17 protein-coding genes are annotated in these 21652 nt (G+C 64.4%); 14 read left to right on the forward strand and 3 right to left on the reverse strand.

The window, feature by feature from the left end:
• Window positions 1–5 precede the first annotated feature (5 nt).
• Window positions 6–1124, forward strand: a complete 1119-nt coding sequence (locus O7A05_RS26095; protein WP_337095823.1) for a DmpA family aminopeptidase — start codon at window positions 6–8, stop codon at window positions 1122–1124.
• A 29-nt stretch (window positions 1125–1153) separates the two neighbouring features.
• Here the strand turns inward: O7A05_RS26095 and O7A05_RS26100 are convergent, their stop codons facing one another.
• Together O7A05_RS26100 and O7A05_RS26105 are read right to left on the reverse strand one after the other, a co-directional pair.
• Entirely contained in the window at window positions 1154–1408 is a 255-nt protein-coding gene (locus O7A05_RS26100; RefSeq protein ID WP_337095824.1) for a hypothetical protein, read from the reverse strand.
• Window positions 1409–1776: 368 nt separating this feature from the next.
• Window positions 1777–2448, reverse strand: a complete 672-nt coding sequence (locus O7A05_RS26105; protein WP_337095825.1) for a FadR/GntR family transcriptional regulator — start codon at window positions 2446–2448, stop codon at window positions 1777–1779.
• Window positions 2449–2664: 216 nt separating this feature from the next.
• Here O7A05_RS26105 and O7A05_RS26110 point away from each other — a divergent pair, with 216 nt between their 5' ends.
• The 11 genes from O7A05_RS26110 (at window position 2665) to O7A05_RS26160 (ending at window position 16601) form a co-directional block, all read left to right on the forward strand.
• Window positions 2665–3543 (forward strand): fumarylacetoacetate hydrolase family protein, encoded by an 879-nt coding sequence (locus O7A05_RS26110; protein WP_337095827.1) that lies wholly within the window; start codon window positions 2665–2667, stop codon window positions 3541–3543.
• Complete coding sequence (locus O7A05_RS26115; RefSeq protein ID WP_337095829.1) at window positions 3540–4319, forward strand: alpha/beta fold hydrolase; 780 nt, start codon at window positions 3540–3542, stop codon at window positions 4317–4319. Before O7A05_RS26110 ends, O7A05_RS26115 begins: the two co-directional genes overlap by 4 nt.
• A gap of 52 nt (window positions 4320–4371) precedes the next feature.
• On the forward strand, window positions 4372–5712 hold the full coding sequence (locus tag O7A05_RS26120; RefSeq protein WP_337095830.1) for a metal-dependent hydrolase family protein: 1341 nt from the start codon (window positions 4372–4374) through the stop codon (window positions 5710–5712).
• Window positions 5709–6758, forward strand: coding sequence for a branched-chain amino acid ABC transporter permease (locus O7A05_RS26125; RefSeq protein ID WP_415927055.1), 1050 nt, complete (start codon window positions 5709–5711; stop codon window positions 6756–6758). Before O7A05_RS26120 ends, O7A05_RS26125 begins: the two co-directional genes overlap by 4 nt.
• Entirely contained in the window at window positions 6755–7783 is a 1029-nt protein-coding gene (locus tag O7A05_RS26130; RefSeq protein WP_337095831.1) for a branched-chain amino acid ABC transporter permease, read from the forward strand. The genes O7A05_RS26125 and O7A05_RS26130 overlap by 4 nt, the downstream gene beginning before the upstream one ends.
• Before the next feature lie 56 nt (window positions 7784–7839).
• Window positions 7840–9081, forward strand: a complete 1242-nt coding sequence (locus O7A05_RS26135; protein WP_337095833.1) for an ABC transporter substrate-binding protein — start codon at window positions 7840–7842, stop codon at window positions 9079–9081.
• 24 nt (window positions 9082–9105) lie between these two features.
• Window positions 9106–9891 carry an ABC transporter ATP-binding protein gene (locus O7A05_RS26140; RefSeq protein ID WP_337095834.1) on the forward strand — a complete coding sequence of 262 codons (786 nt, stop codon included), beginning with the start codon at window positions 9106–9108 and terminating at the stop codon, window positions 9889–9891.
• Entirely contained in the window at window positions 9884–12103 is a 2220-nt protein-coding gene (locus O7A05_RS26145) for an ABC transporter permease (protein ID WP_337095837.1), read from the forward strand. Before O7A05_RS26140 ends, O7A05_RS26145 begins: the two co-directional genes overlap by 8 nt.
• A gap of 88 nt (window positions 12104–12191) precedes the next feature.
• The gene (locus O7A05_RS26150; RefSeq protein WP_337095838.1) at window positions 12192–14396 is read left to right on the forward strand and encodes a flotillin family protein; all 2205 of its coding nucleotides are present in this window, start codon (window positions 12192–12194) and stop codon (window positions 14394–14396) included.
• A 237-nt stretch (window positions 14397–14633) separates the two neighbouring features.
• Window positions 14634–15071 carry an SRPBCC family protein gene (locus tag O7A05_RS26155; protein ID WP_337095840.1) on the forward strand — a complete coding sequence of 146 codons (438 nt, stop codon included), beginning with the start codon at window positions 14634–14636 and terminating at the stop codon, window positions 15069–15071.
• Window positions 15072–15080: 9 nt separating this feature from the next.
• Entirely contained in the window at window positions 15081–16601 is a 1521-nt protein-coding gene (locus O7A05_RS26160) for a zinc-binding dehydrogenase (RefSeq protein WP_337095841.1), read from the forward strand.
• A gap of 168 nt (window positions 16602–16769) precedes the next feature.
• Here the strand turns inward: O7A05_RS26160 and O7A05_RS26165 are convergent, their stop codons facing one another.
• Window positions 16770–17789, reverse strand: a complete 1020-nt coding sequence (locus tag O7A05_RS26165) for an NAD-dependent epimerase (protein WP_337095842.1) — start codon at window positions 17787–17789, stop codon at window positions 16770–16772.
• A 233-nt stretch (window positions 17790–18022) separates the two neighbouring features.
• Between O7A05_RS26165 and O7A05_RS26170 the strand changes: the two genes are divergently transcribed.
• Complete coding sequence (locus O7A05_RS26170) at window positions 18023–20671, forward strand: AMP-binding protein (protein ID WP_337095844.1); 2649 nt, start codon at window positions 18023–18025, stop codon at window positions 20669–20671.
• A complete protein-coding gene (nadE, locus tag O7A05_RS26175; protein ID WP_337095846.1) occupies window positions 20668–21651 on the forward strand; it encodes an NAD(+) synthase in 984 nt (327 codons plus the stop codon). The genes O7A05_RS26170 and nadE overlap by 4 nt, the downstream gene beginning before the upstream one ends.
• Window position 21652 lies beyond the last annotated feature (1 nt).

The raw sequence follows: 21652 nt of genomic DNA on the forward strand, positions 1-21652 counted from the left end.
ATCGCATGAGCAACCACGACCCGCATCTTCGCACCCCGTCGGGCAAGCCGCGCCTGCGCGCCTTCGGCATCGCGCTCGACGGCACGCCGGGCCCTTTCAACGCCATCACCGATGTGCCTGGCGTGTCGGTGGGCTACACGACGCTGATTTCCGGCGACGGCCCGCTGCGGGTCGGCAACGGACCGGTGCGCACAGGCGTCACCGCCATCCTGCCAAGGCCGGTTCAAGAGCTCGCGACGCCGGTCTTCGCCGGCGTGTTCAGCCAGAACGGCAATGGCGAGCTGACGGGCACGCACATTATCGAGGAGACCGGCGCCTTCAATTTCCCGGTCACCATCACCAACACGCATTCCTGCGGCGTCACCCGCGATGCCACCTTGCGCTGGATGCACAAGGTGTTGCCGGCCGCGCTCGACACAGGCTGGGGCCTGCCGGTGGCTGCCGAGACCTATGACGGCTTCCTCAACGACATCAACGGCCATCATGTGAGCGTCGACCATGTGACCGCGGCACTCGACAGCGCCAGCGGCGGCGCCATCGAGGAAGGCAGCGTCGGCGGCGGCACCGGCATGATAAGCTTCGGTTTCAAGGCCGGGTCCGGCACCGCCTCGCGCATCGTCGAATGGCAGGACAAATGCTACGTGCTCGGCCTGTTCGTGCAGGCGAATTTCGGCAAAAGGCACAATTTCACCATTCGCGGCCGGCGTGTCGGCCCGGAATTGGCCCAGCCGGCCATCCGCGAGGGCACGCCGCGCGCCGAAAAGGGATCAATCATCGCCGTCGTCGCCACCGACGCGCCGTTGCTGCCGCATCAGATGAAGCGGCTCGCCCGGCGCGTGCCGCTCGGCATCGCCATGACCGGCGGCTATGGCTATCACAGTTCTGGCGATATTTTTCTCGCCTTCTCTACCGCCAATCCCGAGGCCGCGCTGGCGCCTTCAGGCCGCATCGCCCGCGCGGATTTCATCCCGGACGTCGACATTGACCCATTCTTCGATGCGGTCGTGCAATGCGTCGAGGAGGCGATCCTCAACGCATTGGTCGCAAATGAGGATATGGCAGGACGCGACGGCAATTTCGTGCCGGCGCTGCCCAAGGAATGGCTGAAGGAAAAATTCGGATAGAGCGCCGCCGGCCCATGCCAGGCGGGGTATTATTCCGCCGGCTTGGCGGGCCTTGCTTCGCTGCTGCCCTCTTCGACGGCTTCCTCGAGGCGCGACGCGATCAGTTCCTGGATGTCGCCGACCTCTTCCTGGATGTCCTCCAGCAGAATGCCCGCCTCGGCGGCCTTGGCGCAACATTCCTTGGCAAGGGTCTCGGCCTGCTTGTCGATCTTGATCGGCAAATGCTGGCACTGGACTTTCTCGCCAATCCATCCGCGCAAAAACTCGATCGCATGTTCACTCATACTGCTTCTTCCCTAGCGGCCAAGCCGGTTGGTAGCCATGAACCTCGGCACCCCTGGAGAGGATGCATGCCCATTCGAGCCGAGTCGGCCTCGATCGGCAAGACATCTTGCCAATGGAATGCGAAGCCGAAGGAATGGAAGGGTTCGAGGTGCACGTTCAGATCATTGAGAATAATGGGATCGTTGGTCGGGATCGAAAGACGGTAACCGTTGTTGTTTTTGCTTGCTTTTTTCTAACTTTGACAGCGCATTTGTATCAAAACCCGCATCGCAGCGTCCCGGCCAATGCTGCCCCCGCCTCAGCCGGAGCAGGCGCTATATAGTGGCATCCTCATGCAATGTCGACTCGGGGTCCGCCATCCGGGCGGCTACCTCCCCAGAAGATTGCGCTCGACGGTCCTCAGATGCGTCAGCATGGCATCGCTGGCGCCTTCGGAGTCGCGCGCCAGCAGGGCATCCAGGACGACCTGGTGCTCGCTGCAATAAATGGCGCGGCGTTCCTCCGAGAAGGAACGTTTCTTCATCTCGAACCACGGCCGCTGATTGCGCAGGATACGCATGAGATTGTGGATCTCTTTGAGGAAGTCGTTGCGCGAGCAAGCGAAGATGCGGTGATGAAATTCCGCGTCCCAATGCTCGAAAGTCGGCATGTCCTGGGACGCGCAGGCGATCTTGTGCGCCTCGCGCACGGCGTTCAATTCGCCGGCGCTTGCGTTGGTCGCGGCAAAGGACGCCGCCGCCGGCTCCAGCAACTGCCTGATTTCCATCATGTCGGCGGGGCTGGTCCCTTCCATGCGCGCGACGGTCGCGGCCATGGAATCCGGGTTGCCTGCCGTCAAAAAGGTCCCGCGGCCGACATGCCGTACGACCGTGCCGTCGTCCTCGAGCATGCTGACGGCGCGCCGCACCGTATTGCGCGCCACGCCGAACTCGCTGGCGAGATCGCGCTCCGGCGGCATGCGGCCGTTCTCCAGCCACTCGCCCAGGGAAATCCGCTTCTTCAGGGCAATGGCGATGTCGTTGGCAACCAGCTTGGGCATATTTGGCAGCGTTGATCTGATCCAATAATGAACCATTTGTAGCAGCCTTTCGTGCGCCCGTCCATCACCGAGCTCCGGCGCATTCCTGCCACGCTAAGGCGTTGGGATTATTCGATGTAGCCAATCAGAATCCGGCTTGCGGCCTAAGCCAATTGGCGCTAGCGTGTTTCAAAAGAGCGGAAAATTGGCTCAAAATTGGTTCACGGGAGGAACTTCATGCGGGTCGCGACTTTCTCGCTCGCCGGCGAACGGCGGCTCGGCCTGGTCGATCTTGCCGCCCAGACCGTCGCCCCCTTCGATTTCCCCGTCGAGCGCGCCGAGACCGGGTTGCTAGCGCTGATCGAACGCAACGGAGCCGGGCTGCCGCGCACCCTCTCCCCGATCCCGCTGGCCGAGGTGGAGATCGAGGCTCCAATTCCGCAACCGCGCCGCAATATCTTCTGCGTCGGCAAGAACTATCACGAGCACGCGCACGAGTTCGCCCGCAGCGGCTTCGATTCCAGCGCAGGCGCCGGGGCAGTGCCGAAGCATCCGATCATCTTCTCCAAAGTGCCGGAATCGGTCGTTCCCAACCACGCCAGCGTGCTGATCGACTCCTCCGTGTCGACGGCGATCGACTATGAAGCGGAGCTTGCCGTCATCATTGGCAAGGGCGGGCGCGGCATCTCCAAGGGGGACGCCCTCGACCACGTCTGGGGCTATACGATCGTCAACGACGTCACGGCGCGCGACCTGCAAGGCAAATACAGCCAGTGGCTGATCGGCAAGTCGCAGGACACGTTCTGTCCGATGGGTCCTTGGGCCGTCACCAGGGACGAGTTTGATATCGCCAGCGCCGGTATCCGCTGTTTCGTCAATGAGGACCTGCGCCAGGACTCCCGGATATCGCTGCTCATCTTCGACATCCCGACCATCATCGCCACGCTGTCACAAGGCATCACGCTCAAGCCCGGCGATATCATCGCCACCGGCACGCCCGTCGGGGTCGGCATCGGCTTCGATCCGCCCAGATATCTCAAGCCCGGCGATGTCGTGCGCATCGAGATCGACGGCATCGGCACGCTTGAGAACCGTTTCGTGGAGCGGCCGCAATGACGACCGTGACTGTCGGCCAGGTCGTCGCGGAAGTGACAGGCGAAGGCGCGGCCGTGGTGATGATCCATGGCCTCGGCGGAACCTCGAACATGTTCCAGCCGCAGATGGGTGCGCTCTCCGGGTACCGCGTCATCCGGCTCGACCTGCCGGGGTCGGGCCGCTCGCCGCGCCCGATCGAGCCACTCACCATCGAGGGGATGAGCGAAGCCGTGATCCGCACCATGGCCGGCATGGGCGTTACGTCGGCGCATTTTGTCGGCCATTCGATGGGCACCATCGTGTGCCAAGAGATCGCGGCGACGCAGCCTGCGCTCGTAACATCGCTGACGCTGTTCGGCGCCCTGGCCGAACCGGGCGAGGCAACCCGGCAAGGGCTCGGCAATAGGGCGCGTCTGGCGCGCTCCGGCGGTATTTCCGACATCGCCGATCAGATCGTCGCCAATGCGATCTCGGCACACACACGGGAGACGTCGCCGGCGGCAGCGGCCTTCGTGCGGGAATCGATCACCCGCCAGGATCCCGAATCCTATGCCCGCACCTGTGAGGCCCTGGCAAAAGCCGCCGCGGTCGATGCACGCCGGATCTCGGCGCCGACCCTGCTCGTCACCGGCGATGCCGATACGGTCAATCCGCCGGGCGTCGCCCAGGCGCTTGCAGACAAGATCAAGGGAGCCGTATTCTCCTCGCTCGATCGGTGCGGACACTGGGCCACGGTGGAAAGTCCGCGCGAGAGCAGCTCGAAGCTCGCCGATTTTTTGAGACGGGTTGATAGGTGAGGATTTCGCATCGGGCGTAGACTTACGCGCTCGGCAAGTTGGGAGGCTTGTTATGGCAGACGAAAGCTGGGCCGGAAACGGGTCGGGAAGCACGCTCTTCACCAATGTGCGCGTGCTCGACGCCACAGGTGAATACCCCTACACCGGCGAGGTGCTGGTGCAGGGCAACCGCATCAAGCAGATCGCCAGGGGCTCGTCGCGCTTCGGCGCCTCCTCGTTGTCTTCCTACAGCGGCGGCGCGCCAGGGGGCGCCACCGTGATCGACGGCATGGGCGCGACGCTGATGCCCGGCATGATCGACGCGCATCTACACCTGTCCTGGAACAACGCGCCCGGCATCGATCCCATCCAGATGATGGAGATCGAGGAGCACATGCTGGTCACCATGGAGATGGCCAAGCTGGTGCTCGATGCCGGATTCACCGCGGGCCGTGGTGCCGCCGCCGCCAAGCCGCGGCTCGATGTCGTCGCCAAGAAATTCATCAACCAGGGCCGGTTTCCGGGCCCGCGTTACCTCGCGGCCGGTCCGGAGATCACCACGGTCGGCGGCCTCGGCGATTCCGCGCCCTCCCACATCCCGCATGAGGGCCTCAATCTGGGCATCGTCGTTTCCGGCCCGGAGGAAATCCGCCGCACGGTGCGCCAGCTGATCAAATACGGCGTCGATTCCATCAAGCTCAACCTCTCCGGCGAAAGCATCACCGGAATGGGCGCGGAGGAAACCCCAATGTCCGAGGAAGAGGTCGCGATGGCCGCCTCCGAGGCGCGCTGCCGCAACAAGGTCCTGTCGGCGCATGCGCGCTCTTCCGGCTCGGTCAAGCAGTGCGTCCGCCACGGCATCCAGAACATCTACCACGCTTCCTTCGCCGACGAGGAAGCGCTCGACATGCTGGAGGCGGTCAAGGACAAGCACTTCGTCGCGCCGGGTATCGCCTGGCTGATCAACACCGCGCGTCATGCCGAGCAATGGGGCATCAAGCCCGGCTCGCCGCTGTCGCTCGAATATGAGCGCGAGCTGGAAATGTGCATCGACACGATGAAGAAGATGCACCGGCGCGGCATCCGCGTGTGCATCGGCGGCGACTACGGCTTCGCCTGGACGCCGCAGGGCACCAACGCCAAGGATATCCAGACCTTCGTCGAGATGCTCGGCTTCTCGCCGATGGAGGCCATCCAGGCTGGTACCAAATATGGTGGGCAGATCATGGGCATGGGCGACGAGCTCGGCCTGATCAAGGAGGGCTACCTCGCCGACATCCTTTTGATCGACGGCGATCCGATTGCGGACGTGCGCATCCTGCAAGACAAGAACCGCATCCTCGCCATCATGAAGGACGGCAAGTTCCATAAGGCGCCGCGCATGAACGAGCAGCGCCGGCGGCTGACCGCATGAGCATACTCGACCAGCCATCGTCCTCGTCATGGTCGGGCGGCGGCATGACGCGCCGCCAGGCCTGGGGCCTGGTCGGCCTGCTGGCCGTCGCGGCGGTCGCCTGGCTGGTCTTCGCCGTCTGGCCCGCCTGGCTGAACGCGATCCTCATTTCCAAGAAAGCGTTCGTCAGCGCCATCCTCAACGGCCTGACGCTGGCCGGCCTCTATTTCCTGGTCGCCAGCGGGTTCACGCTCATCTTCGGCCTGATGCGCAACATCAACCTGGCGCATGGTTCGCTCTATCTGCTCGGCGCCTATATCGGTTACGAAGTCACCAGCCGTACCGGCTATTGGCTGCTCGGTGTCGCCGCCGGCTTCGCGGTGCTCGCCATCATCGGCGTCGTCATGCAGGTTTTCATCTTCCGCCGCCTGGAAGGCGACGACCTCAGACAGACCTTGGTTACCATCGGCATCTCTATCGTCGCCGCCGACCTGATGCTGGCGGTCTGGGCCGGAGGCACCTATCAGATTGCCACGCCGGAATGGCTCGACGGCGCCTTGACCCTGCCCGTCATCACGGCGGTGCGCTCGAACGGCGCCTCGGTGTTCCTCACCTATCCGCTGTACCGCGTGGTCGTGCTGGCAGCGGCGATCGTCATCGGGGTCGGGCTCTGGCTGATGCTCAACAAGACGCGCGTCGGCATGATGATCCGCGCCGGCGTCGACGACCGCGCCATGCTGTCGGCTTCCGGCGTCAACGTGCATGCGGTGTTCGCTATCGTCTTCGCGGTCGGCGCCGGACTCGCCGGTTTCGCCGGTGTCGTCGGCGGGTCGGCGCTCTCGGTCGCGCCGGGCGAGGACGTGCGCTATTTGCTTGCCTCGCTGGTCGTGGTCATCGTCGGCGGCATGGGCTCCATCACCGGCGCGGCGATCGGGGCGCTGCTCATCGGGCTGGCCGAGCAGATCGGCCTCGTCTATTTCCCGACCTATGGCGTGGTGCTCACCTTCGTCATCATGGTGGTGACGCTGGCTGTCCGGCCGCAAGGCATCATGGGGAAGGCACGATGAGCCTGGCCACAGCCGCCCACGGCGCAGCGCCGCAGCAGAACTGGCTGGACAAGATCGGCGCAGGTCACGTCATCCTTGCCGTCGCGCTCCTTCTCTATCCGCTGGTGGCATCCGATTTCTTTCTGACACAGATCGCCGGCTATTCGATGATCTTCGGCGTGCTTTCGCTGTCGCTGATGCTGCTTGCCGGCTATGGCGGAATGCTCAGCCTGGCGCAGATCACGGTCGCCGGCATCGCCGCCTATGCCGTCGCCATCCTCGGCAGCAACAATTCCAATGTGCTGGGCTTCGGCTGGCCCTGGTGGATCGTCGTTCCGTTCGCGGTCGCCGTGGCGGCGGTGTCGTCGGCGCTGATCGGCTGGATTTCGGTGCGCACGGAAGGCATCTACACGCTCATGATCACGCTGGCGATCGCGACCGCGACCTTCTACTTCGCCCAGCAGAACTATGCGATCTTCAATGGCCATTCCGGCTATGCCGGCATCCACGCGCCGGTCTTCTGGGGCGTCAACTGGCGAGACCCGAAACCCTTCTACTACCTCTGCCTCGGCCTCGCGATGCTGTCCTATGCGGCGGTGCTCTACGGCTCCCGCTCCACCTTCGGCATGACCTTGCAGGCGATCCGCGACAATCCGCGAAGGATGCGGGCGCTGGGCTACCACGTCACCGCGCATAAGGTCTTTGCCTGGTTCCTGGCCGGCATCCTCGCCGGGCTGGCGGGCGTGCTTCTGGTCTGGTTCAACGGACGCGTCTCGCCCGGCACGATCGGTGTCGACGTGGCGATCGACATATTGATCATCGCCGTCATCGGCGGCCTGCGCCACCCAATCGGACCGTTCGTTGGCGCGATCGTCGTCATACTGATGCAGACCTTCGCCATCGATATCGTCGGCGCCGAGCGTTTCAACACGCTGATCGGCCTGGTGTTCCTGGTGATCGTCTTCATCTCGCCGGACGGAATTCTTGGGTTGTGGGGGAGGATCAAGCCACATCTTGCCCAGGAGTCCTTGCGCGCCGGCCCTTAGCGGCCGACGCGGATGAAGCACTGCAGATCAATGCAATTCAATGGGAGGAACCGAGGATGCATAGACGTACACTTCTGGCCCTGGCGCTGTTCACCGGGCTGACCGCGCCTTCGATGGCGCTCGCCGCCGACGACGCGATCAAGATCGGCCTGCTGGCCACCTTCGAAGGGCCGTTCACGGTGCTCGGCGAGGATGGCGAACGCGGCGCCATGACGGCCGTCGCAGAGACCAACGGTACGGTCGCCGGCAAGAAGATCGAGATCGTCAAGGGCTCGTCCGACGCCTCGCCCGACAGCGCCGTGCGCGCGGCGCGCAAGCTCGTCGAGCAGGACGGCGTGAAGGTGCTGGTCGGTCCGCTTTCGGGCGATGAAGGCCTCGCCGTCAAGGATTATGCCAAGACCAAGCCGGACGTGACGTTCATCAACGGCACCTCGGCCGCGCAGGACACGACGCTGCGCAATCCGGCCGAGAATTTCTTCCGCTTCTCTACCGACGGCGCGCAATGGATGGCCGGCCTCGGCACCTATGCCTTCAACGACAAGGGCTACAAGAAGGTCGCCACCGTGGCCGAGGATTACTCCTTCCCCTATACGCAGGTCTTCGGCTTCATGGCCGAGTTCTGCAAGGCCGGCGGGCATGTGCCGTCGAAATCGTGGGTGCCGATCGGCAACAAGGATTTCTCCTCCGTCATCGCGGCGATCCCCGAGGATGTCGACGCCATCTATGTGGCGCTCGGCGGCGCCGATGCCGTCAACTTCCTGACCCAGTATCAGCAGGCCGGCGGCTCGGCTCCGCTGATCGGCGGCTCGATCACCGTCGACCAGACCGTGCTGACCTCGAAAGGCAAGCTGCGCGACGTGCTCAAGGGCACGCCCTCTGCTGGACCGACGGCCGACACCAATGACGCGCCGGCCTGGAAGTCGTTCGTCGATGCCTACAAGAAACAGCCGGGCGCTTTCCCCTCGCCCTCGCTCTTCGCCCATGGCTATTATGTGAACATGAAGGCGGCGCTGCTGGCGCTCGACCAGGTCGGCGGGGACGTTTCCGACGGTGGCAAGAAATTGCGCGAAGCCTTGTCGAAACTGTCTTTCGACACGCCGACCGGCAAGGTGTCGCTCGACAAGAACCGAAACGCCGTCGCCGACATCTTCCTGACCGAGGTCACCGAAGGTTCGGACGGCAATCTGCTGAACAAGCTTGTCAAGGTCGTGCCGCAGGTCAACCAGACGCTCGGCATTCCCGAGGACGAGTTCATGAAGCTCGGAGCTGTCAACCGCGACAATCCGAGCTGCCCGTAACGGCACGCGCTAAGAGCATCGTCAGTGACCGAAAACCTGGCCGCGAACCGTCTGCAGAGCTCCGGCGCCTACGCGCTGGAGCTCGATGGCGTGGCGCGGCATTTCGGAGCGCTGGTGGCGCTCTCGGGCATCGACATGAGGATCGCAGCCGGCGAGCGGCGCGCGGTCCTCGGCTCCAACGGCGCCGGCAAGACCACGCTGTTCAACGCGGTGACCGGCGACTTCCTGCCGACCGCCGGACGCATCCGCTTCTTCGGCGAGGACATCACCGACCTGCCGCCGCATGAGCGTATCCGCCGCGGCCTGCGGCGCACCTATCAAATCTCGCAGCTGTTCAAAGGCTTGTCGGTTCTCGATTCCATCTTTCTCGCCTGCCGTGGCGTCTCGCGCCGGCGATTTTCGCTGCTGAGACCCGCCGCCGCCGACGTCAACATGGTGCAGGCGCGGTCGATCCTCGAGGCTGTCCATCTCGAAGCCCATCGCGACGCCCTGGTGGCGACGCTCAGCCACGGCCAGCAGCGTCAGATGGAAATCGCGCTGGCGCTTGCCGGCGCGCCGCGCTTCATCCTGTTCGACGAGCCGGCGGCTGGTCTTTCGCCGACCGAGCGGCGCGATCTCGTCGCTATCCTCAACGCGCTGCCGAAGCATATCGGCTTCATCATCATCGAGCACGATCTCGATGTCGCGCTGCGTGTGGCCGACTACGTGTCGCTGATGCACAATGGCCATTTGTTCAAGGAAGGCACGCCGCAGGAAATCGAGGCCGATCCGGAGGTCCAGCAGATCTATCTCGGAGGCAAGCATGGCTGAACGCTCCGCCGGCAAAAGCGCCAGGGCGGTGCTGAAGATAGAAGACCTCCAGGTCTTCTATGGCGAAAGCCATGCGTTGCAGGGGATTTCGCTGACGCTGGAAAGCGGCGTGCTTTCCGTGGTCGGCCGCAACGGCATGGGCAAGTCGACGCTGTGCAACACCATCGTCGGATTGAAGCGGGCGAAGTCCGGCTCGATCCGCGTCGACGGCCGCGAGATCACCGCGCTCGAGCCGCACGAGATCCATCGCCTCGGCATCGGCTATGTCCCGCAAGGGCGACGCGTCTGGCCGAGCCTGACGGTCGACGAGCATCTGCGCCTTGCCGCCGGGAACCGGCGCGACGCGAGCTGGACCGTCGAGCGCGTCTACCAGACCTTCCCGCGCCTGGCAGAGCGCCGTCACAACGGCGGATCGCAGCTCTCGGGTGGCGAGCAGCAGATGCTCGCCATCTCGCGCGCCCTGCTCAGCGATCCCAAGCTTCTGGTGATGGACGAGCCGACCGAAGGCCTGGCGCCGATCATCGTCGACCAGGTCGAGAAGATGCTGGTCGACCTTGCCGCCGAAGGCGAGATGGCGGTGCTCGTGATCGAGCAGAATATCGGCGTCGCGACCGCCATCTCCAGCCGGGTCGCGATCATGGTCAATGGCCGGATCAACCGGCTGATGGACGCGGCCGCGCTTGCCGCCGACCGCGAGCTGCAGCAACGCCTGCTCGGCGTCGGACGCCACGCCGAGGAAGCGCCAGTCACGCCGACGGAAGCGGCGCAGGCAAAGGAGCAGCTGGCGGCCGTCTATCGCGTCGACCGCGCGGCGGTCGGATCGGTCGATCCGCTGGCGCGCGACGGCGTCTACCGGCCTGTCACCGAATTGCCCAACCGCTGGAACGTGCCGGTCACCGAATTGAGGAAGGCGGCCGTCTCGAAGAACCTGCCGCAGGAAGACCCTAAGAAGGTCTTTGCCATGCCCTTCGCCGAGCGCATCGGCAGAACGGTGCTGGTCGCGGGCACCTTCGACACCAAAGGCAAGGAACTGCGCTTCATCGCCGAGCGCCTGAAGTCGCTCGGCGTTCCGGTCCGCACGGTCGACCTGTCGACATCGGGGAAGCCGGCGAGCGCGGACGTGCCCGCCATGCAAGTTGCCGGCATGCACGTTCGCGGATCCTTGGCGGTCTTCACCGACGATCGCGGCGGCTCGGTCAGCGCCATGGCGGAGGCTTTCGCGCGCTGGATCGAGCGGGAGCCGCGCATCGGCGGCGTCATCTCGGCGGGCGGCTCCGGCGGCACGACACTGGCGACGGCTGGCATGCGGGTCCTGCCTGTCGGCATCCCCAAGCTGATGGTCTCGACGGTGGCGGCAGGCGATGTCGCCAAATATGTCGGCGGCGCCGACATCATGATGTTCCATTCAGTCGCCGATGTTCAGGGGCTGAACTCCATCACCGAGCAGGTGCTTGCCAATGCCGCCCACGCCATGGCCGGCATGGTCGCGCAACTGCCCGGCGCCGAGGCGTGGGAAGCAAAGCGCAAGCTGGCGCGGCCGGCCGTCGGCATCACCATGTTCGGCGTCACCACACCCGCCGTGCAAGCAGTGACAAGGCGGCTCGAAGCCGATTATGACTGCCTCGTCTTTCACGCCACCGGCATCGGCGGCCGCGCCATGGAAAAGCTCGGCGACTCGCGCCTGTTGTCGGCCTTCCTCGATCTCACCACGACCGAGGTGGCCGACATGATCGTCGGCGGCGTCTTCCCCGCGACAGCGGATCGTTTCGGGGCGGCGATCCGCACAAGGCTGCCCTATGTCGGCTCGGCCGGCGCGCTGGACATGGTCAATTTCGGTCCGCGCGAGACGGTGCCGGAAAAGTTCCGTGGCCGCAAATTCGTCATTCACAATCCGAACGTCACGCTGATGCGCACGACCCGCGACGAGAACCGCGCCTTCGGCGAATGGATCGGCGCGCGGCTCAACGCCATGGATGGGCCTGTACGCTTCCTGCTGCCCGAGGGCGGCGTCTCGATGCTCGACGCGCCCGGCCAGCCCTTTCACGACCCGGAAGCCGACAACGCCTTGTTCGAGGCTATCGAGAAGACGGTGCGCCAGACGCCGCTGCGCCATATCGAGCGGGTGCGCGCCAGCATCAACGACACGCCTTTCGTCGATGCGGTGATCAGCGCTTTCCACGCGATCGGCCCAAAGCTGCAGAGGCGGGCATGAAGAATTGGACTTTATCTGACGGCGGACGGATCTTTGAATTGGTGCCGGGCGCCTGGCGCTGACCGGATTGTGTAGGGGAGAATAAATCATGGACGCGCAGAGCTTTGGCGCTTTCCTGTTGTGGCTGATCGTTGCCGCGGTCGTCGTGGTGATCGCCGTCTACATCCTGCGGTGGCTCTATCGCCGCTCGACGAAGGAGACGGCGTTCGTGCGCACCGGCTTCCTGGGCGAGAAGGTGGTGGTGAACGGCGGCGCCTTCGTCATCCCCGTCCTGCACGAGATCACCCCTGTCAATATGGGTGTGCTGCGCATCGAGGTTCGCCGCGAGGACGCGCTGGCGCTGATCACCAGGAACCGCATGCGCGTCGACCTCATCGCCGAGTTCTTCGTCCGAGTCGGCGCGAGCCCCGAGCTCGTTGCCGCCGCGGCGCAGACGCTCGGCCGCCGCACGCTGCAGCCCGACAGCTTGCGCGAATTGCTGGAAGGCAAGTTCGCCGGCGCCATGCGCACCGTCGCCGCGCAGATGACGCTGGAAGAGATGCACGAGTTGCGCGGCGACTATGCCGACAAGGTCCGGGCGCTTGCCTCGGATTCGCTGGCCGCCAACGGTCTCGAGCTGGAAAGTGTCGCGATTGTCGATCTCGACCAGACCAGCCTCGAATATTTCGACCCGTCCAACGCCTTCGATGCCGAAGGCCTGACGCAGCTGACGGAATCCATCGAGACCAGGCGCCGCATGCGCAATGAGATCGAGCAGCGCACTTTGGTCGACATCCGCAACCAGAACCTCGACACGCAGCGCAAGGTGCTGGAGATCGAGCGCGACACCGAATATGCCCGCCTCGAACAGGAGCGCGAAGTCGAGATCCGGCGGGCTGCTCAGCGCTCCGAGCTTGCCAGGGAGCGCGCCGTGCGGGACCAGGAGGCCGAACAGGCGCAGCTTTCCGCGCGCGAGGCGGTCGAGAAATCGCGCCTCGCCCAGGAGCGCAGCATCACCGAGGAACGCATCCGCAGCGAGGAAGACACGCAGCGCCGCGAGATCGCGCGCCGCCGCGCGATCGACGAGGCCGAGATGAAGATGCGCGAACTGACCGAGCGCGAGCAGATCGCTCTCGGACTTTCGCTGGAGAAGGCGCGCATCGAGCGCGAGGGCACGCAGAGCGGGCTCGAGATCGAGCGCAAGAAGTCGCTCGAGATCGCCGAGCTCGAACGCCAGATCGCGCTGGCGGAAAAAGCGCTTGAAGTGACCAGGGCGGAGGCGGAGAAGCGCCGCGCCGAGATCGTCGAGAACCAGGCGACCGAGGCCGCGCGGATCGAGCAGGAACGGGCCGTCGACGAGGTGCGGATCGCCAGGGAGCGCCACCTCGAAGCCCTGCAGATCGCCAAGCGGCAGGCCTTCGAGGAAGCCGAGATCTCGGCCGGCGAAGAGGTCGAGCGGGCCCGCATCACCACCGAGCGCGGCATAGAGGAGGCGCGCCTCATCAAGGAACGGGACCTGCGGCAGCTCAGCGTCGACCGCGACCAGAAGATCGAGATCGCCGAAATCCAGAAGGCTATCGACATCGCCAAGAAGACGCAGGAACGCTCCTCGGCGATCGCCGCCTCGGAAGCTGTTCGCGCCAAGGCCATCCAGGCCGAGGAACAGGCCCTGACCGCCCGCGAGCGCGAGATCGCCGAGCGCCGCAAGCTGACCGACCTGATCGCCGCCAGCCGAGAGGCGGAGCGCGAGGCCCTTCGCGTCACGGCCGCCGCCGAGGCAGAGATGAAGGCCGCGAAGAGCCTGGCGGAGGCGCAGAAGATCGCAGCTGTCGCGGCAGCGGAATCGGAAAAGATCCACGCCCTTGCCGCCGCCCAACGCTACGAGGTCGACGCGACCGGCCATCGGCAGATCAACGAAGCGGAGAACCTTCTCTCCAGCGAGGCGCGCGCCGGCCGCCTGCGCGGCAAGTTGCTGGATCACATGGAAGGCATCATCCGCGAGAGCGTCAAGCCGATGGAGAAGATCGACGGCATCAAGATCCTGCATGTCGACGGCATCAATGGCGGGTCGGGCGGCAACCGCAACGTCACCGACGAGGTGATCGATTCGGCGCTGCGTTACCGGGTGCAGGCGCCAATGATCGACAACCTGATGAAGGAAATCGGCATCGAGGGCGGCTCGCTCGGACGGATGACGGACGTGCTGCGCGACGCCAAGGACATTTCGAACCTCGCCCGCGACAAGCGACAAGAAGGGCAAGGGAAGGGCAAGGCCAAGGCCGCCAAGGACGATGATGACGACCGCGACCATTGAGGTGACGGCGGTGTTTTCTTGCCAAGTGGTTCCCCCACTCCGTCGCTGCTTCGCAGCGCCACCTCTCCCCCCTCCGGAGGGAGAGGAAAGGAGCCAGTTGGAATCGCCCTGCGCCTTTCCTCTCCCCCGTCGATCGGGGGAGAGGTGGCGAGCGAAGCTCGACGGAGTGGGGGTCGATCTGGCGCGGCGCGAGACAACAAATGCTGCGACCGCCATGCCCATCTCCGGCTCTCAAGCATGACCAAGGTCTATGTCTCCTCCGTCATCCCGGCTCCGGCCGCGGATGTCTGGAAGGTGGTGCGCGACTTCAACGGCTTGCCGGGCTGGGCGCCTTTCGTGGCCGAGAGCCGCATCGAGCAGAACGCGCAAGCCGACCGGATCGGCTGCATCCGCAATTTCACGCTCAAGGACGGCGGTCGGATCCGCGAAAAACTGCTGGCGCTGTCGGACTACGACCTCTCCTGCAGCTATGCGATCCTGGAGAGCCCGATGGAGGTGGAGAACTATGTCGCCACCCTGTCGCTGACGCCGATTACCGACGGCAATTTGACTCTGGCGGAGTGGCAGGCGGAATTCGATTGCGCCCCCGGGCGCGAGGCGGCGCTGAAGCAGCAGATCGGCAGCGGCGTGTTTCAGGCCGCGTTCACCGCGCTGAAGCAGCGTTTCGGGCGCTGAGCGCCGCCAATGGTCCAGGTCCGCCAGAGCACGATCATCGATGCCCCGATCGAGGAGGTCTGGGCGATCCTGCGCGATTTCAACGGCCATGACCGCTGGCACCCGGCGATCGCGTCGAGCGAGATCGATGGCGGCGAGCCGGCCGACGCGGTCGGCGCCGTGCGCCATTTCCGTCTGGCCGACGGCGGCGAACTGCGCGAGCAGCTTCTGGCGCTCTCCGACAAGGATCGCCGGCTGAGCTATTGCCTGCTCGAGGCGCCATTGCCGTTGATGGGCTATGTCGCATCGATATGGCTGAAGCCGGTGACCGACGGCAACGCCACCTTCTGGGAATGGCGTTCCGAATTCCATCCACCGGCGCATCGCCGCGATGAACTGGTGAAGCTGGTCGCCGAAGACATCTATCGCGCCGGCTTTGCCGCGATCCGCGACCTGTTCAGGCGGCGGGACGTCGCCATGCCCGCCGAGGCAAGGCCGTTGCCGGCAATCATGCCGCCCCGGTCGACAGCTGTCGCGCCACGCCCCTCCCCTGCGCCTTCCTTGGAGAATGGGGAAACGACTCGCGCGATCCTCGTCGAACGCTATGGCGGACCGGACGTGCTGCAGCTGAAGGAAATCGCATTGCCGCCGCCGGCGCCCGACGAGGTGCGGATCCGCCACACGGTCATCGGCGTCAATTTCATCGACGTTTATTGCCGCACCGGCTTTTTCGATCTCCTGCAGCCGCCCGGCGTGCCCGGCATGGAAGCGGCAGGCGTCATCGAGGCTGTCGGCCCGGCGATCTCCGGCCTGTCGATCGGCGATCGCGTCGCCTATGCCTGCCCGCCGGTCGGCGCCTATGCCGAGCGCCGCAACATGACGGCCGACCTGCTGGTGCGCCTGTCGGACGACATATCGGACGAAACCGCCGCCGCGAGCCTGCTCAAGGGTGTGACGGCCAGCTTCCTGCTGCATGACATCCATGCCGTGCGGCCAGGCGAGGTCGTGCTCATTCACGCGGCCGCCGGCGGCATCGGCCAATTGCTGGTGCAATGGGCGCGCCATCTCGGCGCCACCGTGATCGCAACCGTGTCGAGCGATGACAAGGCGCACATCGCCGAGCGTCTCGGCGCACACCACGTCATCATTTACTCCCGCGAGGATTTCAGCGAGGCGGTCATGCGGCTGACCGCCGGCGCGGGCGCCAACGTCATTTACGACGCCGTCGGCGCCGATACGTTCGCCGGTTCGCTCGCCGCCCTTGCCCTGCGCGGTCATCTCGTCAGCTTCGGCCAGGCATCAGGCCCGGTCGGCACCTGGGACATCGGCCGGTTCGCCTCCCGGTCGATTACCGTTTCGCGGCCCAATTACGCTCACTACACCGACACGCCCGAGAAGCTCGCGCCGCATGTCGACCGCTTTTTCGCGGTGCTGCGTCAGCGAGCCGTCAGGATCGGGCAGCCAGCGCCCTACAATCTGGCCCAGGCCGCGGACGCTCACCGGGATCTGGAGGCCCGCAGGACCAGCGGCGCGCTCGTTTTGTTGCCGTAGCGATGGATCGGGCCGCTCGCGCACCGGCGCCGTGAAGGCGACGATGCCAGTTGTCACGATGCCCATGTCGAGCTGCGAAGGTCTCTGTCGCGCGCTGGATGGTTGCGAAGGCGTATCTTCGGCCGGTGGCGCGAACTGCGAATGCATCGGGCCACCGGAGCAGTCCGATCATGCCCGATAATATTCCCGATACCATTCCACGAAACGCCGGACCCCGATCTCGATCGGGATCCTCGGCCTGAAGCCGGTCGCTTGCTCAAGTGAGCTGACATCGGCACAGGTCGCAGGCACATCGCCCGGCTGGAGCGGCATGCAGTTGCGTGTCGCCTTTTTGCCCAGCGCGTCTTCGAGCAGTTCGATCAAGTGGTTCAGCTCAACCGGCGAACCGCCGCCGATGTTATGGATCCTGAACGGCGCGCTGCTGGTCGCGGGGTCGGGCGCGGCACTGCGCCATTCCTTGTTGGCCGTCGCGGGCAGTCGCATGATGCGGACCAGACCCTCCACGATGTCATCGATATAGGTGAAATCACGCTGCATGTTGCCGTGGTTGAAAACGTCGATCGGCTCGCCTGCAAGTATGGCCCTGGTGAAGATGAACAAGGCCATATCCGGGCGACCCCATGGCCCGTAAACGGTGAAGAACCGCAACCCTGTCGTCGGCAGTCGGAAAAGATGGCTGTAGGTATGCGCCATCAACTCGTTGGCCTTCTTGCTGGCGGCGTAGAGGCTGAGCGGGTGATCAGCGGAATCGTGAACGGAGAACGGCATTCGCGTGCTGCCGCCATAGATCGAGCTCGATGACGCATAGACCAGGTGATCGACGCGAGCGCGGCGGCATCCTTCCAGCACATTGAGAAATCCGCTTAGATTGCTGTCCCCGTACGCGTAGGGATTGGTCAGCGAATGACGAACGCCGGCCTGGGCCGCCAGGTTCACCACAATTTCCGGATCGGCCGAGGCGAAGAGCGCTGAAACGCGGTCCCGGTCGGCCAGATCGACATGCTCGAACCGGAAATGCGGAAATTCTTCCAGCTGATCGAGTCGGGCTCGCTTTAGATTAACGTCATAGTATCCATTCATGGAATCGAGGCCGACAATTTGCCAGCCGTCGGAAAGCAGTCTCCGGCATAGATGAAAGCCGATGAACCCGGCTGCTCCGGTGACAAGAACAGGCCTGTTTGACGTCACGGCACGTCCCTAATGTTAGCTGTGACCAGATTCACACCCGCATCCACACTCGCCTCCCTTTATCCCGGGAAGCATCATCAGAATGATCGATGAAACATCTGCCCGGCGGAGCCATAACCGAACCTCACCTCTAGCTCAGGCACGCCATGCTCCCGGCATATGTGAAGGCACAAGCAGCGGACCAGGAACTTGATGAGGCTCCTCTTCCGCAGAGCCCGCCCGGATGGGTAGAGGTGCGCAGCTATGCTCTGGACCAGGGCGGACCTGCCCTGCGGTCGTATCGGCCTTTGCCAGCCGATTTCGCGGATATCGGGATCGGTCCCCTTCTGGAAACGGTTGTAGGGCGACATCCGCATAAGATCGCCATAAATGACGGCACGGACGAACTCTCCTATTCGGCGCTCGGCGCCGCCGTCGATATCCTATCGCGTCGCGTTGCGAATGTCGTTCCCGAAGGCAGGCCGGTCGGAATCTGCCAGCCATGCTCCGTCTGGAGCGTCGTCGCCATGCTCGCCACGATGGCAGCCGGACGGATCTCGATTCCGCTTAACGCGAGAGATCCCGGTCCCCGGATCAGCGAGATTGTGTCCGCAGCCAAGCTCTCGGCCATGCTGGGCAGCGGCGACAGGCCCAGCGATCTGCCTCCGGAAATTCAATGGATCGACGTTGGCGCAAGTTCGGCCTCGCAGCGAGAGCAGTTGGCCAAGCCCTTGCCGCGGCCTTCGGTCGATGAGCCGGCCATAATTCTCTATACCTCGGGCAGCACAGGGCGCCCCAAGGGCATCGTCAACAGCCAGCGCAGCTTGCTGTGGCGCGTGCAACAATATGTAGAGGCGTGTCACATCAATTCCGACGATGTTTTTCTCCCCTTGTCGGGCCTGGCCACGATAGCCGGTTGCCGCGAGATCCTGGCGGCCGTCCTAACCGGGGCCACCTTGCAACTCGTTGAACTGGAGGCAGTGGGGCTGCGCGGCGTCCGCGCGCGAATGCAGGACCAAGGCACGACCATCACCTATCTTGTACCCGCCTTGCTTCGAACGCTGATGGCGGATGCGTGCGCCGATACGTTCAAATCGCTCCGGGTCGTCCGCGTCGGCGGCGAGAAAGTGCTGTGGACCGACATTGCCCTTCTGCGCAAAGCCGTCCCGCCCCATTGCCTGATCCAGATAGGCTATTCGTCCACGGAAACGACAGGATCGCAGTGGTTCGTGCCGTCGGAACCGCCGAACAACGAGGCCGACGTGCCGGTTGGGCGCCTTTTGCCGGGTATCGCGTTCTCGATTGTCGATGAGGAAGGACACAGCGTTCCGCCCGGCGAAACGGGAGAGCTCGTGATCAAGAGCCCCTATGTCCTGCTTGGGCATTGGGAAAATAGCGCCGTCATTCCTGTCGACGCCGACGCCGACAACCCGCATGTTCGGATTTTTCCGACCGGCGATCTCGTACGCCTGGACCGCGATGGTCTGTTGAGGGTCATCGGCCGGAAGGGGCGCCAGATAAAGATCAACGGTCGACGCATAGAGCCGGCCGAGCTCGAAAGGGTGTTGCGCTCCGCTCCATCGGTTCAGGACGCCGTAGCGATCGTGACGGAGGTGCCCGAACTTGTCGCATTCGCCATACCGAGCGATGCGGCGGGTCCGGATTTCGTGGACGACCTGCGCCGGCTGATTGCCGACACGCTGCCTCCGGCGCTGCGTCCCCTGCGGCTCCACCGTGTAAGCGAGATCCCTTACCTCGATGGCGGAAAGATCGACGTCGTCAAACTCGGTAAGATGGATCTCCTCGCCAGAAGGCCGATTACCGTCGCCGAGCCGCCGGTTTCTGACGCCGATTCGGCGGCGGGTAAGGTGGTGCAGAAGGCATGGAGCAAGGTCCTCAACACCAAGGCGGCCATAGGCAGGTGGGACGAGGCCGGAGGAGACTCGCTGAAGCTGCTGCACTGCGTGATGGAGATCGAGAATCTCATCGGCCAGGAACTTGGGCTTGAGAGTTTCACCGTCGGGATGAGCGCGGCCGAGATGGTGAAGGCTGTCGTCGCGGCGCAGGCAGCCGCATCCGGCAAAGCCGCTCCGGAGCACAATCCGCCGCTGCTTTTCCTGTTTCCCGGATCCGTCGGCTACGGCCCAAGCCTTGCCGCCTTCTCCTCCGCCATGGGGAAAACCGCGAAAGTGGTTCCAATCAGATATCCCGGCCTCGCGCTCATCCTGCGCGGACAGAGCGATCTCGCCAGCATGGCAGACGCCGCGGTCCAGCAAATCAACCGCGCTCAGCCATCTGGGCATGTCAGGCTTCTGGGCCACTCGCTCGGCGGCGCGGTCGCGCTGGAGGTCGCGGTCCGCCTGCTCAAGGCCGGGCGGTCGGTCAAGTTCGTCGGTATCCTCGACACAAGCCTGGAGGGTGAGCGCAGCCGCCTGTGGGACACGGTCACCCGCACAATGCGCCGGCTCCGGTCGAACCGCATCTCGTTCCATCGGGTCGCCTGCCGCGCCCTGGCTAAGATCGCAGTCAGATTGGGTTACGAAAACCATCTCGCGCGCGCCATCGACCGTTACACCGAAGGCCAGTTCAACGGAGCCTGCTTCCGCATCAAGCTGGAATTGCAGGAGGTGCTGCGGGCGCAGGCATTCTATCGCTGGTTGGCAGAGCCCAAGACCGCGCTTCCGATCCAGGGAACCCTGTTTCGCTGCGCTCGTCCGGGCATGTCCCGCGCCATCGGGTGGGATCAGGTGTTTCGCGACCTGCAGGTGATCCCGATCGTGGGCACCCATATCGATCTCGTCGTGGAGCCCCACGTCGCGACCAACCGTCCGCTGATCGAAAGGGCGGTCCTGCAAACGTATACGCGGGCCGAGTCCTTGCAATTGGAGGGCCAAACAGCGTGATCTCGGAATTCACCAGGGAAGTGCTGGCATTGGACGCAGCCGCGGAGGCGGACCGCATCGTCTCATCGACGCGCGAGCAGGTCCTGGTCACGCTTCGGCGGCGCGGCGTGGTGGTCGGACTGTCGGGCGGCATCGACAGTTCCGTCGTCGCATCCTTGTGCGTGCGTGCCTTCGGCAAGGATAAGGTGCTGGGGCTCTTCATGCCGGAGCGGGACTCCTCGGGAGACTCGCTGAGGCTCGGACGCGTCGTCGCGGCCCAGCTCGGCATCGATACTCTGGTCGAAGACATCGCCCCGGCGCTCGATGCCATCGGCGCCTATCGCCGGCAGATCGAGGCCATCCGCGCCGTCGTTCCAGAATATGACGAAGGATGGAAATGCAAGCTGGTGCTGACCTCGGTTCTGGAGAGCCAAGGCCTCAACATCACTCGTCTTACGGTTCAGGATCCGGAGGGCAAGGTCAACACGGTTCGGCTGCCCCTGACAGCCTATCTGCAGATCGTCGCCGCAACCAATTACAAGCAACGCATCCGCAAGATGACCGAATATTATCATGCGGATCGCCTCGGCTACGCTGTTGCCGGAACGCCGAACCGGCTCGAATACGACCAGGGCTTCTTCGTCAAGCAAGGCGACGGTATCGCCGACGTCATGCCAATCGTGCACCTGTACAAGACACAGGTCTACCAGTTGGCTGAATATCTCGGGGTGGACGAAGAAATCCGCCGCAGGCCGCCGACCACCGATACATTCTCCATGGCGCAAAGCCAGGAGGAATTCTACTTTGCGCTGCCTTACCACCTGACGGATCTGTGCCTCTATGGCGTCAACCATGGGTTATGCGCCGACGAGGTCGCAGCCGCGGCGGGCCTCACCGGCGGCCAGGTCGAGAAGGTCTTCAAGGACATCGAAGCGAAGCGTCGGGCAGCCCGCTATCTGCATGCGCGGCCCTTGCCGTCCGTGCCGATGGATGTGGACTGAC

It is taken from the genome of Mesorhizobium argentiipisi (SeqCode), from assembly GCF_037179585.1.
GTDB classification, from domain to species: domain Bacteria; phylum Pseudomonadota; class Alphaproteobacteria; order Rhizobiales; family Rhizobiaceae; genus Mesorhizobium; species Mesorhizobium argentiipisi.